The following is a 12,587-nucleotide window of genomic DNA, read 5'->3' as shown; positions in this document are numbered from 1 at the left end:
CGGCCCCGGCCCCGGCCCCCGCAGCCCGCCGCCGACCACCCGCGGCCGCGTCGACCGCCGCCGCGACAGACAGACTGCCGAGGCCCGCCCCCCACCCCCATACAGTCCGCCGATGTCCCTCCCCACCTGCGCACTCCTAGCGTGACCGCATGACCCCTCACGTCACCCCGGGCGCCGCCGTCAAGGCCGCCGACCGCGCTCACGTCTTCCACTCCTGGTCCGNNGTACTTCTGGGACTACGACGGCAAGCGCTACCTCGATTTCGCCTCCCAGCTGGTCAACACCAACATCGGCCACCAGCACCCCAAGGTCGTCGCCGCGATCCAGGAGCAGGCGGCCACGCTCTGCACCCTGGCCCCCGGTTTCGCCGTCGACGTCCGCTCCGAGGCCGCACGCCTCATCGCGCAGCGGACCCCGGGCGACCTCGACAAGATCTTCTTCACCAGCGGCGGCGCCGAAGCCGTTGAGAACGCCGTCCGCATGGCCCGTCTGCACACGGGCCGGCAGAAGGTCATGTCCACCTACCGCTCGTACCACGGAGCCACCGCCGCCGCGATCAATCTGACCGGCGACCCGCGCCGCTGGCCCTCCGACACCGCCGCCGCCGGCGTCGTGCACTTCTGGGGGCCGTACCTCTACCGGTCGCCGTTCCACGCGACCACCGAGGCCGAGGAATGCGCCCGCGCGCTCACCCACCTCGCGGACACCATCGCCTTCGAGGGACCGGCGACCATCGCCGCGATCATCCTGGAGTCCGTCCCCGGTACGGCCGGGATCATGACTCCGCCGCCCGGCTACCTGGCCGGCGTGCGCGAGCTCTGCGACCGTTACGGCATCGTCTTCATCCTGGACGAGGTCATGTCGGGATTCGGGCGGACCGGCAAGTGGTTCGCCGCCGACAACTGGGGCGTCACCCCCGACCTGATCACCTTCGCCAAGGGCGTCAACAGCGGCTACGTCCCGCTCGGCGGCGTCGCGATCTCCGCCGAGATCGCCGAGACCTTCGCCACGCGCCCCTACCCGGGCGGGCTGACCTACTCCGGTCACCCCCTGGCCTGCGCCGCCGCCGTCGCGACGATCAACGCGATGGAGGAGGAGGGCGTCGTCGATCACGCCGCGCACCTCGGCGAGAACGTGATCGGTCCGGCCCTCGCCGAGCTGGCGGAGCACCACCCCTCGATCGGCGAGGTCCGCGGTCTGGGCACCTTCTGGGCACTGGAACTCGTACGGGACCGCGAGACGCGCGAGCCGCTCGTGCCCTACAACGCCGCCGGAGCCGACAACGCGCCGATGGCCGAGTTCACCGCCGCCTGCAAGGCGTCGGGCCTCTGGCCCTTCGTCAACATGAACCGCACCCACGTGGTCCCTCCGTGCAACATCACGGAAGCGGAGCTGAAGGAGGGCCTGGCCCTGCTGGACGACGCCCTGACCGTGGCCGACCGGCACGTCTCGGCCTGACGGCCTGACGGCCTGACGGCCCGGTGGCGGCGGCCGGTCGCACGCCCCGCCGCTGCCAGGCCGGTCCCGGTCACAGGCAAGCGATCAAGAAAGGCCGGTTCTCCGTCCGAATATCGGGTGTTAAATCCACATAGTGGCCACAAATCGAACGGTTTCGGCCTTGCTGCCTGGCCTAAGGTGTCCGAAGCCCACAGATGGAGACGGACCCCTATGCCAGGCAGCGGCGCTGTCACCCGCAACACACTTCGCCAGCAGATCGCGGACGCGCTGCGTGACGAGGTCCTCGCGGGACGCCTGCCGGCCGGTACCGAATTCACCGTGAAGCAGATAGCGGAGCAGTACGAGGTCTCCGCCACCCCCGTCCGCGAGGCCCTCGTCGACCTCTCCGCGCAGGGCCTGCTCGACTCCGTGCAGCACCGCGGCTTCCGCGTCCGCGTCTTTTCCGTAGCGGATTTCCGAGGCATGATCGAGGCTCGTACGTTGATCGTGGAAGGCATCTTCCGCCGACTCGTCGAACGGGGCACCGCTCCCGGTACGGGCGAGCGGCTGGTCTCGGTACGCCGTCGGGCGGAGGAGGCGCGGCGGGCGGCGCTGACGGGCTCGCTCGAAGTGCTGATCGGTTACGACCTGCGCTTCTGGAGGGAGCTGAGCGGGTTGGTCGGCAACACCTACATCTCGGAGTTCCTGCACCGGATCCGCATGCAGTGCTGGGTCTTCGCCGTGCCCCACCTGAAGGCCGAACCGGACCTGCGCACCGGACTGTGGTCCGGCCACAACGAACTGGTCGATGCGGTGACCCGCGGCGATGCCGAGGAGGTACGCCGCCTCGTGCACGCGTACAACCAGCACGGCCTGGACTGGGCCGCGGGCCTGAAGACGACGGCCGCGACGGCCGGCACGTGAGTGGAGAGAACGGCGTGAGCACAGGCCCGGCCATCGGTGCCCCGAAGACCGAGACGCCCTGGCTCGGAGCCGTCGGCCTCTCCGTCGTCGTTCCCGCGCTCGGCTACGGCGCGCCCGGTCACGGCGCGCCCGATCCCGAGGCCCTCGGTCCCGATGCCCCCGGTCACGACGCACCCCGTCGCGCGGCACACGGCTGGGACGCGCTCGGCGCAACGGTCGAGGCCGTACGCGACCACCTCGACGACCACCTCGGGCGCGGCCCCGGCGACTGGGAGCTCGTCCTCGTCGTCGACGGCCAGGATGAGGTCCCCGCCGCCGTGACCACCGAAGACCCCCGGATCCGGCTGGTCCGCGTCGCCGGCGCGCACCCCGGAAAGGGCACCGCGCTGCGCGCCGGAGTGCTGGCCTCGACCGGTCGGCGGGTGTTGATCACGGACGCCGGCCTCACGACGCCGCTCGACGAGCTGCCCCGCCTCGCGGAAGTCCTCGACGGAGCCGGAGACGGAGGCGGAGACCGAAACGGAGAGCGAGACCGAGACGGCGACCGAAACGGCGACCGAGACCGAGACAGCGACCGCGACCCCGCCCCCGCCGTGGTCCTCGGCCGGTCCGGGAACCGCCTCGTCCGGGCCCTCGGCATCCCCGGCATACCGGGCTTCCGCGCCGACACCTGCGGCTTCGCCCTCTTCGACGGCGACAGCGCCCGCGCCGCCTTCGGGGCCTCCTCCCTCGACGGCCCGGCCATCGACGCCGAGGTGCTGCGCTGGGTCCGCCGCCAGGGCTGGGAGGTGGCCGAAGTCCCGGTCGCCGCTGCCCCCGCGCCCGCCGTCGGCCCGCGCGCGCTCCGCCGCGGCCCCCGCCCCACCGCCGCCGGCCGCCTCCGCGCGCTCGGCGAGCTGCTGCGCCTGAACTTCGGAGGCCTCGCCGTCGCCGGCGTCTTCCTCGTGCTGTCCCTCTACGTCTTCCAGGGCCTGTGGGCCGACCTCGACGGCAGCTACCTCGCCGACGCGCTCCAGGACCAGAACCAGTGGGAGTGGTTCGTCGGCGTCACCACCGACAACATCACCCACCTGCGCAATCCGTTCTTCACGCTCTCCCAGGGCATGCCCGACGGCGTGAACCTGATGGCCAACGCGACGATGCTCGGCCTCAACGTCCCGCTGGTCCCGGTCACCCTCCTCTTCGGCGCGACCGTCACCTTCGCCCTCGTCCTCACGCTCGGCATGGCCGCCAGCGCCTGGACCTGGTACTGGCTGATCCGCCGCCGCTTCGTGCGCAGCCGCTGGGCCGCCGCCGCGGGCGGCGCGCTCGCCGCCTTCGCGCCGCCGATGGTCTCGCACGCCAACGGCCATCCGAACTTCGTCGTCCTCTTCATGATCCCGCTGATCATCGACCGCGCCCTGCGCCTGTGCGAGCCGCGGCGCGGTGGGCGCGACGGACACGACGGACACGACGGACGCGGCGGCAGCAGCGTGACCCGTGACGGGGTGCTGCTCGGGCTGTTCGCGACGTACCAGATCTTCATCGGCGAGGAGCCGCTGCTGATCGCCGCGCTCGGCATGCTGGTCTTCGCCCTCGCCTGCCTGCTCGTCGACCACCGCCGCGCGCTCGCCGCCGCGCGCCCGCTGGGCGCCGGTCTGGCCGTGGCCCTCGCCGTCTGCCTGCCGCTGCTGGCCGTTCCGCTGTACTGGCAGTTCTTCGGACCGCAGAGCTACCACTCGGTCCTGCACGGGGACAACGCCGGGAACAGCCCGCGCGCCCTGATCGAGTACGCCTCCCGGTCCCTCTTCGGCGACCCGGAGACCGCGGGCCGGCTCTCTCTGAACACCACCGAGCAGAACGCCTTCTACGGCTGGCCCCTGCTGGCCTTCGGGGCGGCCGTCTGCGTGTGGCTGTGGCGGGACAAGGTCGTCCGCGCCCTCGCGATCACCGGTTTCACGGCCCTGCTGCTGTCGCTCGGACCGTGGGTGCCCGTGCCCCGCACCGAGGTCGTGCTGCCGGGCCCCTGGCGGCTGATGATCAAGCTGCCGCTCTTCGAGTCGGTGATCGAGGGGCGCGTGGCGATGGTCTGCGCCCCCGTCCTCGGCATCCTGCTCGCCCTCGCGCTCGACCGGATCCTACGGATGCGCACGCGCGAGCTGCGCACGCTCGGACTGCTGGGCGCGGCGGCCGCGCTGATCCCCGTCCTGCCGCTGCCGCTGGTGGTACGGGAGCGCGCGCCGGTCCCCGCCTTCATCACCTCCGGGGCCTGGAAGGACTACGTCAAGGACGGCGAGGCACTCGTTCCGGTACCGCTGCCGGACCCTGGGCAGGCGGACGCGCTCCACTGGCAGGTCGAGGCCGGCTTCGGCTTCCGGCTGGCCGGCGGCTACTTCAACGGCCCGTGGGGGCCCGACCGCATGGGCATCTACGGCGCCACCCCGCGCCACTTCTCCAACCTCCTGCGCGACGTCCGCTACGGCGGCACGCCGCCGGAGATCACCGCGCAGTGGCGGCTCCAGGCGCGGCAGGACCTGGAGTTCTGGAAGGCGGGCGCGCTCGTGCTGCCGCGGCAGGACCGGGACACCGAGCTGCGCGATCTGATCACCGGGCTCTTGGGCCGGCAGCCGGAGAAGGTGCGGGACACGTGGGTGTGGCGGGTCGGCCCGGGGGAGCCGTAGTCCCGGTCCCGGCCGCGGTCCTTGTCCCGGCCGCGTGGGGACTCCGCCGGTCCCGGACACCGTCCCGTCCCGGATCCGCCTCCCGGACCCGCCTCCCGGTCCCGCCGACCGGTCCCGCCGATCGGATCCGCCGACCGGATCCGCCCCGCGCGGCCGGGCCGCGGGCACGCCCGGCGGCCCCAGGTTCTGCTCACCCCTTCGCGGAGCGTGTCCGGCGCACTACGCTGGCCCGATCGGCGGCAACGACTGATCGGAGGCCGAGTGGCCTGTGACCTGTGGCTGGTCCCCCTTGTCGACGTGCTGTGCCACAGCCCCGACAACCCCTTCGCGGAAGAGATCGCCTCGTACGACAAGGCGCTGGGCGAGGCCGGACTGCCGTCCGTGCCGGTGTTCGCGTACATGCCGGGACTCTCCGGGGACGTCGCCCCGGTGGCCGGTTTCGACTATGACGCCCTGCATTTCCTGCGGCGGGCGTACCTGCTCCAGCTCTGCGGACTGCCGGTGACCCCGGTGGACGAACTGGGCGGGGACTACGAGCAGCTCCTGGAGATGTTCGAGTCGACGGCGCAGCAGTCGCACCTGGTGTGGCACTACGACCACGCGGGCGCGTACGTGCCCGTGGACTTCGCGGTGCCGCTGGCGAACGAGGAGCTGCTGGCCGGCGGCGGGCCGCTGGGCTCCGCCCAGGGGCTGCTGCGCGAGCTCGCGGTGGTGGCTCCCGCGATCGGGATAGATCCGGGGAACCCGCCGGTGGCGCCCGCGCCACCGGGGCGGCCGACGTCGCTGGAGGAGCCCGCGGGGCCGATTCCGCACGACGACAGTCCGTTCGCCCGGGAACGGCACGTGTGGCTGGGACTGCACGCGGCGGCGACGCGGAGCCTCGGCCAGGGCTCGATGATCATCTTCAGCTGAGCCGGTCCGGGGTCGGGTCCGGGTGGGGCGGGCCGCTGCGCGGAGCCCGCCCCACCCCACCCCTGCCCTCCCCGCCCCTCAGCGCGGCTGTTCCGGGGGCCTCTGGCGCGGCATGTTGGGCCGGGTGCCCGGCGGGAGGGGGAAGCGGGCCGGCGGGACGTACGCGTCCGAGCGCGGACCGCCCGAGCCCAGGGACTGCATCACCAGCGGGGCGGGACCGGAGCTGAACTCGACCATCCACTCCGCGGTCTCCGACCGCACGAGCTCCGTCACGTCCTCCGAGAACCGCCGCAGCACGGTCAGGCACCGCTCGGCGGCCTCGCTCGCGGTGCCCTCGGTGGGCCCCAGGACCTCCCGCACGTTCTCCGAGGCCCAGTCGAACTGCAGGGTCTGCAGACGGCGCTGCACGGCCTGCGCCGTGGCCACGTCCCGCATCCAGCCCGAGGTCAGGCCGAAGAACCGGTCGCAGGCCAGGCAGGCCGCTCCCAGGAGTAGGCAGAGGTAGCCGTACGAGGACGCCCCGGACGCCCAGCCGCTGAGCTCCAGCAGCGGCATCGCGGCGCCCGTGACCGCGCCCACGGCGGCCGCGACCCGCAGGATCCTGGCCCCGCGGCGTTTCCACGCCCGGTCGGCCAGGTACCACTCGGCGGTGCGCAGCGCGTCCGCCTCCACCCGGCGGTAGAGCTCGTCGAGCCGCTCGGCGGGCTCGCCCCAGTCCCCGAGAGGGAACGGCCGGCCGGTAAGGTCGCCGTCCTCTGCGGGATCCCGGGGTGGCCCCTCGGGCTGCATCTCCGGCTGACTCACCCGGGCACTCCCTCTGCCTGCGCTGACGTGTGGTGGTGCGCGTGTGCGCAATGGTGCGCATGCCCTTCCTACCTTCGAATGACGTGCGATGGGCGGCGAATCCCCGGTTTTCCGCCCGCAAGGAGGGCTTCATCAGGTACGCGCACGCCTCGTCTCTCACTCGAAAGAGTTGGTCCTCACGGCGTAGGGCGCGGCGCCCGGAGAGCACGTAGGCTCGGATTGACCAAGCCGCCGGCGCTTGGCCCGACGCTACGGAGTGAGTGACCTGTGATTCCCGGTGGTGGTCAGCCCAACATGCAGCAGCTGCTCCAGCAGGCCCAGAAGATGCAGCAGGACCTTGCCGTGGCCCAGGAAGAGCTGGCGCAGGCCGAGGTCGAGGGCCAGGCCGGCGGCGGACTCGTCAAGGCGACCGTCACCGGTTCCGGTGAACTGCGCGCGCTGGTGATCGATCCGAAGGCCGTGGACCCCGAGGACACGGAGACGCTCGCGGACCTGGTGGTCGCGGCGGTCCAGGCGGCCAACGAGAATGCGCAGGCGCTCCAGCAGCAGAAGCTGGGCCCGCTGGCCCAGGGGCTGGGCGGCGGCGCCGGCATCCCGGGCCTCCCCTTCTAGTCCGCGCACCGCACCGAACCGCACCGAACCGCGAGAACGCATCGCACCGAACCGCCAGAACGCACCGATCAGAACTCGAACCGAACGAAAGCAGGCAGTCCGTTGTACGAAGGCGTGGTCCAGGACCTGATCGACGAACTGGGCAGGCTGCCCGGCGTCGGGCCCAAGAGCGCGCAGCGGATCGCCTTCCACATCCTGCAGGCCGAGCCCACCGACGTCCGCCGCCTCGCGCACACGCTGCTGGAGGTCAAGGACAAGGTCCGGTTCTGCGCGGTGTGCGGGAACGTGGCGCAGGAGGAGCGGTGCAACATCTGCCGCGACCCGCGCCGCGACCTGTCGGTCATCTGCGTGGTCGAGGAGTCCAAGGACGTGGTGGCGATCGAGCGGACCCGCGAGTTCCGGGGGCGGTACCACGTCCTCGGCGGCGCGATCAGCCCGATCGAGGGCGTCGGCCCGGACGACCTGCGCATCCGTGAGCTGCTGGCGCGGCTCGCCGACGGCGCGGTCACCGAGCTGATCCTGGCGACCGACCCGAACCTGGAGGGCGAGGCGACCGCCACCTACCTCGCCCGCATGATCAAGCCCATGGGCCTGAAGGTCACCCGCCTGGCCAGCGGGCTCCCCGTCGGGGGAGATCTGGAGTACGCGGACGAGGTCACGCTCGGGCGGGCCTTTGAAGGAAGGCGACTTCTCGATGTCTGACGCAACGCTGCACGCCCTGGCACAGGATCCCGACGACTTCGCGGCCTCGATCGCGGACCAGATCGGGTCCTTCATCGTCGCGGTCACCGAGGTGGCCAAGGGCGAGGACCCGGACAGCGCGGTGCCCTTCCTCCTCCTGGAGGTGTCCCAGCTGCTGCTGGCGGGCGGCCGGCTGGGCGCGTACCAGGACGTCCTGCCCGACGAGCGCTACGAGCCGGACCTCGGCCCGGAGCCGGACGTGGACGACCTGCGCGAGCGGTTCGCGGTGATGCTGGAGCCGGTCGACGTCTACTCGGAGGTCTTCGACCCCTACGAGCCGCGCAAGGCCCCGGTCCCGCACCGGATCTCCGACGACCTGGCCGATGTGGTCGCGGACCTGCGGCACGGCCTGATCCACCACGAGTCGGGCCGGATCACCGAGGCGCTGTGGTGGTGGCAGTTCTCGTACTTCACCAACTGGGGCCCGACGGCCTCGGCGACGCTGCGCGCGCTCCAGTCGCTGATCGCGCACGTCCGCCTCGACCAGCCGCTGGCGGCCCTGGAGGGCCTGGACACGGACGAGGACCTGACGGAGGAGGACCTCGCCGAGCAGGCCGGACGGGTCATGGCCGAGGAACTCGGGGGTCTCGGCCGCGCGTAGGGAACGAATCCTTTGATCTTTTCGTCTCATGATGCGGTACGAGGCGGTCGGATCCCGGCCGCTCGTTAGACTGCACCAGCAATGAGACGGACTGAGCGAGGAGCGCACGTGGGCCTTGTCGTGCAGAAGTACGGAGGCTCCTCCGTAGCGGATGCCGAAGGCATCAAGCGCGTCGCCAAGCGGATCGTGGATGCCAAGAAGAACGGCCACCAAGTGGTCGTCGTGGTTTCCGCGATGGGCGACACGACGGACGAGCTGATCGATCTCGCCGAGCAGGTGTCACCGATGCCTGCCGGGCGCGAATTCGACATGCTGCTGACCGCCGGAGAGCGGATCTCCATGGCCCTGCTGGCCATGGCGATCAAAAACCTGGGCCACGAGGCCCAGTCGTTCACCGGCAGCCAGGCAGGCGTCATCACCGACTCGGTCCACAACAAAGCGCGCATCATCGATGTCACGCCGGGCCGAATCCGCACCGCGCTGGACGAGGGCAACATCGCCATCGTCGCCGGTTTCCAGGGCGTGTCCGCGGACAGCAAGGACATCACCACCCTCGGCCGCGGCGGCTCGGACACGACCGCCGTCGCGCTGGCCGCGGCGCTGGACGCCGAGGTCTGCGAGATCTACACGGACGTCGACGGAGTCTTCACCGCGGACCCCCGCGTCGTGAAGAAGGCGAAGAAGCTCGACTGGATCGCCTCCGAGGACATGCTGGAGCTCGCGGCTTCCGGTTCCAAGGTGCTGCTGCACCGCTGTGTCGAGTACGCACGCCGCTACAACATCCCGATCCACGTCCGCTCGTCCTTCTCGGGACTGCCGGGCACCTGGGTCAGCAACGAGAATCCGCAAGGGGCAGAGCAGGTGGAGCACGCCATCATCTCCGGAGTCGCTCACGACGTCTCCGAGGCCAAGATCACGGTCGTCGGCGTCCCGGACAAGCCGGGTGAGGCCGCGGCGATCTTCCGCGCCATCGCGGACGCCGAGATCAACATCGACATGATCGTGCAGAACGTGTCCGCCGCCTCCACGGGTCTGACGGACATCTCCTTCACCCTTCCCAAGACCGAGGGCCACAAGGCCATCGAGGCCCTGGAGAAGGCGAAGGCCACCATCGGCTTCGAGTCCCTGCGCTACGACGACCAGATCGGCAAGATCTCCCTGGTCGGCGCGGGCATGAAGACGAACCCGGGCGTCACCGCCTCGTTCTTCCAGGCGCTGTCCGACGCGGGCGTCAACATCGAGCTGATCTCCACCTCGGAGATCCGCATCTCGGTCGTGACCCGCCAGGACGACGTGAACGAGGCCGTCCGCGCCGTGCACACGGCCTTCGGCCTCGACTCCGACAGCGACGAAGCCGTCGTCTACGGAGGCACCGGACGATGACCGCGACCCGGTCGACCCCGCCACCGGCACTCGCCGTGGTCGGGGCGACCGGAGCCGTCGGCTCCGTCCTGCTCCGGATGCTGTCCCAGCGGGCGGACGTCTGGGGCGACATACGCCTGATCGCCTCCTCGCGCTCGGCCGGCCGCCGGCTGGCCGTGCGCGCCGAGGAGATCGAGGTGCTCGCCCTCACCGAAGACGCCTTCGAGGGCCTCGGGGAGGGCGACGTCGCGCTCTTCCTCACCCCCGCCGAGGTCTCCGCCCGGTGGGCCCCCGTGGTCACCGCGCGCGGGGTCGCCGTCGTGGACCAGTCCGCGGCGTTCCGCGAGGACCTCGAGGTGCCGCTCGTGGTGCCCGAGGTGAACGGGCACGCCGCGCGGACGCGGCCGCGGGGGATCGTCGCCGGGCCGGACTGCGTGACCGTCGCGATGATCGCGGCCGTGGGCGCGCTGCACGCCGAGTACGCGCTGACCGAGCTGGCCGTCTCCACGTACCAGGCCGCGAGCGCGGCCGGGCGGGCCGGCTCCGAAGCGCTGCGCCGCCAACTGTCGCTCGTCGCCGGAACCGCCCTGGGGGAGCAGCCCGGGGACGTACGCCGTGCCGTGGGCGAGGACACCGGCCCCTTCGCGGCTCCGCTCGCGCTCAATGTCGTGCCCTGGTCGGGCGAGCTCCGGGAGGACGGCTGGTCCTCGCACGAGCTGGCCGTACGGGCACAGACGCGGCGGATCCTGGACCTGGCGGAGCTGCCGGTGGCGGTGACCTGCGTACTGGTCCCCGTACTGGCCGGGCACTCGCTGACCGTCCGGGCCCGCTTCGAGGCCGAGGTCGACGCGGGGCGCGCCCGGGAGGTCCTGGAGGCGGCGCCCGGTGTGGTCCTCGTGGACGACCCGGCGGCGGGCGAGTTCCCGACGCCCTCGGACGCCGCGGGGACGGATCCGGCCTGGGTGGGGCGGGTCCGCAGGTCGCTCGACGATCCGCGCTCGCTGGAGTTCTTCGTGTGCGCGGACAACCTGCACCAGGGGGCGGCGCTGAACGCCGCACGGACCGCGGAGTTGATCGCGGATGAATTTAGGTATTTCACTTTGTAGGATCATTGCTGATCCCTTGATCAAGGTGATCGCCCCGACGGCCCCCCGAGAGACGGGCGACCGGGGAGAGCCGCTACGCATGAGGGCAATGGGAACGAAGCCGATAGGTCTTCCTCGCGCGTACAACCCTGATGGGGAGACGCGTGTCCAACTGGCGTGGCAGAAGCATTGCTGGACTTCCCCGTCATACCGGTGCGCATCGGGACGAGCCCGTCGCGCCGGCGCTCCCGCATGCCCGGCGGCTTCCCGGTGATCGTTCCCGTCCCCCCGGCCGCCACGCCGCCGCCCGCAGTGATCGCGGCCCCGGCGGCCCACGGCGCTCCCTCCCGGAGCGGCCGCGTGCCCGGGCCCCGCGATAGCGCGGAGGCCACCGGGGGCACCGGACCGGTACGGGAAGCGGTCGCCGGCCAGGCGGCCGAAGCCAAGGAGGTGGTGGCGGGGACCACCGTCGACCACCTCACCGAGACCTACCAGGCCCACTACCGTTCGCTCCTCGGCCTCGCCGCGCTCCTCCTCGACGACACCGCCTCGTGCGAGGACGTCGTCCAGGAGGCCTTCATCCGCGTCCACTCGGCCCGAAGCCGCGTCCGCGACCGGGAGAAGACCCTGGCCTACCTGCGCCAGACCGTCGTCAACCTCTCGCGCTCCGCCCTGCGCCGGCGCATCCTCGGCCTCAAGCTGCTGTCGAAGCCGATGCCGGACATGGCGAGCGCAGAAGAGGGCGCCTACGACCTGCTGGAGCGGGACGATCTCATCAAATCCATGCGCGGCCTGCAGCGCCGCCAACGCGAAGTACTGGTGCTCCGGTACTTCGCCGACATGACGGAAGTCCAGGTCGCCGAGACGCTCGGCATATCGCTCGGATCGGTCAAGGCGTACGGATCGCGGGGCATTGCCGCGCTGCGTGTGGCGATGGAGGCTGCCCAGTCATGAACGAAGACGAGGACGGCAACGTGAGCAGCGAGGAGCAGGCGCTCCGGGACCTGATGCTCGGCGCCGTCGGCGGGATCAAGCCCTCGGGCGACGCGCTGGAGCGGCTGCGGTACGCCGTGCCCGTGCGCCGGGCCCGCAAGCGGCAGGCCCTCGTGGCCGCCGCGGCGGTCGCGCTGCTGGCGGGCACCGCCGTTCCGGCGGCCCTGCACGTGAGCGGAGCGCGGAGCGCGACCACCGGCCACTCGACCACGGCGGGCCACGCCCAGCAGGGCGGAAACCACGAGGGCGGCGCCTCCGACCCGCACCAGAACGGCGCCGGCACCACCGCGCCGGAGCCCGCGAAGTCCCCGGGCGCCGAGGCGGACGGGGGCGGCTCCGTCGGCTCGGCGCCCAGCCCGCCCCCCGCCCCCCTCCCGGGCGGCGGGGCGAACCCCGGCCCGGCCGGCGGGTCGGGCGTCCTGCCCGGCGGTCCCGGGTTCACCGGCGGCGTCATGC

The 12,587-nt window shown here is 72.0% G+C and carries 10 protein-coding genes and 2 pseudogenes; 11 read left to right on the top strand and 1 reads right to left on the bottom strand.

What is annotated here, in order from left to right; all coding sequences use genetic code 11:
* Window positions 1-149 precede the first annotated feature (149 nt).
* The 4 genes and pseudogenes from J7E97_RS33260 to J7E97_RS33245 all read left to right on the top strand — a co-directional run bounded on the left by J7E97_RS33260 (window position 150) and on the right by J7E97_RS33245 (window position 5,933).
* Window positions 150-1,458: pseudogene (locus J7E97_RS33260) on the top strand (aspartate aminotransferase family protein).
* Between the two features lie 210 nt (window positions 1,459-1,668).
* Complete coding sequence (locus J7E97_RS33255) at window positions 1,669-2,361, top strand: GntR family transcriptional regulator (protein ID WP_215035003.1); 693 nt, start codon at window positions 1,669-1,671, stop codon at window positions 2,359-2,361.
* Window positions 2,362-2,375: 14 nt separating this feature from the next.
* The gene (locus tag J7E97_RS33250; RefSeq protein ID WP_308346918.1) at window positions 2,376-5,021 is read left to right on the top strand and encodes a glycosyltransferase; all 2,646 of its coding nucleotides are present in this window, start codon (window positions 2,376-2,378) and stop codon (window positions 5,019-5,021) included.
* Window positions 5,022-5,282: 261 nt separating this feature from the next.
* Entirely contained in the window at window positions 5,283-5,933 is a 651-nt protein-coding gene (locus J7E97_RS33245; RefSeq protein WP_215035001.1) for a hypothetical protein, read from the top strand.
* A gap of 78 nt (window positions 5,934-6,011) precedes the next feature.
* On the opposite strand, the gene J7E97_RS33240 is transcribed toward J7E97_RS33245, so the two are convergent.
* Window positions 6,012-6,737 (bottom strand): SLATT domain-containing protein, encoded by a 726-nt coding sequence (locus J7E97_RS33240; protein ID WP_215034999.1) that lies wholly within the window; start codon window positions 6,735-6,737, stop codon window positions 6,012-6,014.
* A 267-nt stretch (window positions 6,738-7,004) separates the two neighbouring features.
* Here J7E97_RS33240 and J7E97_RS33235 point away from each other — a divergent pair, with 267 nt between their 5' ends.
* From J7E97_RS33235 to J7E97_RS33205, 7 genes and pseudogenes are all read left to right on the top strand, one after another.
* Window positions 7,005-7,349, top strand: a complete 345-nt coding sequence (locus tag J7E97_RS33235) for a YbaB/EbfC family nucleoid-associated protein (RefSeq protein ID WP_215034997.1) — start codon at window positions 7,005-7,007, stop codon at window positions 7,347-7,349.
* Between the two features lie 102 nt (window positions 7,350-7,451).
* The gene (gene recR / locus J7E97_RS33230; RefSeq protein WP_215034995.1) at window positions 7,452-8,051 is read left to right on the top strand and encodes a recombination mediator RecR; all 600 of its coding nucleotides are present in this window, start codon (window positions 7,452-7,454) and stop codon (window positions 8,049-8,051) included.
* The gene (locus J7E97_RS33225) at window positions 8,044-8,691 is read left to right on the top strand and encodes a DUF5063 domain-containing protein (RefSeq protein WP_215034993.1); all 648 of its coding nucleotides are present in this window, start codon (window positions 8,044-8,046) and stop codon (window positions 8,689-8,691) included. The genes recR and J7E97_RS33225 overlap by 8 nt, the downstream gene beginning before the upstream one ends.
* 108 nt (window positions 8,692-8,799) lie before the next feature.
* A complete protein-coding gene (locus tag J7E97_RS33220; RefSeq protein ID WP_215034991.1) occupies window positions 8,800-10,074 on the top strand; it encodes an aspartate kinase in 1,275 nt (424 codons plus the stop codon).
* A complete protein-coding gene (locus tag J7E97_RS33215) occupies window positions 10,071-11,159 on the top strand; it encodes an aspartate-semialdehyde dehydrogenase (RefSeq protein WP_215034989.1) in 1,089 nt (362 codons plus the stop codon). The genes J7E97_RS33220 and J7E97_RS33215 overlap by 4 nt, the downstream gene beginning before the upstream one ends.
* Before the next feature lie 231 nt (window positions 11,160-11,390).
* Window positions 11,391-12,092 carry a SigE family RNA polymerase sigma factor gene (locus J7E97_RS33210; RefSeq protein WP_251055547.1) on the top strand — a complete coding sequence of 234 codons (702 nt, stop codon included), beginning with the start codon at window positions 11,391-11,393 and terminating at the stop codon, window positions 12,090-12,092.
* A pseudogene (locus tag J7E97_RS33205) lies at window positions 12,089-12,587 on the top strand (hypothetical protein); the annotation flags it as partial. The gene J7E97_RS33210 and the pseudogene J7E97_RS33205, both read left to right, overlap by 4 nt.

This window comes from Streptomyces sp. ISL-66 (assembly GCF_018614135.1).
Classification (GTDB): Bacteria; Actinomycetota; Actinomycetes; order Streptomycetales; family Streptomycetaceae; genus Streptomyces.
Note: the sequence above shows the minus strand (reverse complement) of the source record. Positions and strands in the feature narration are given on the sequence as shown.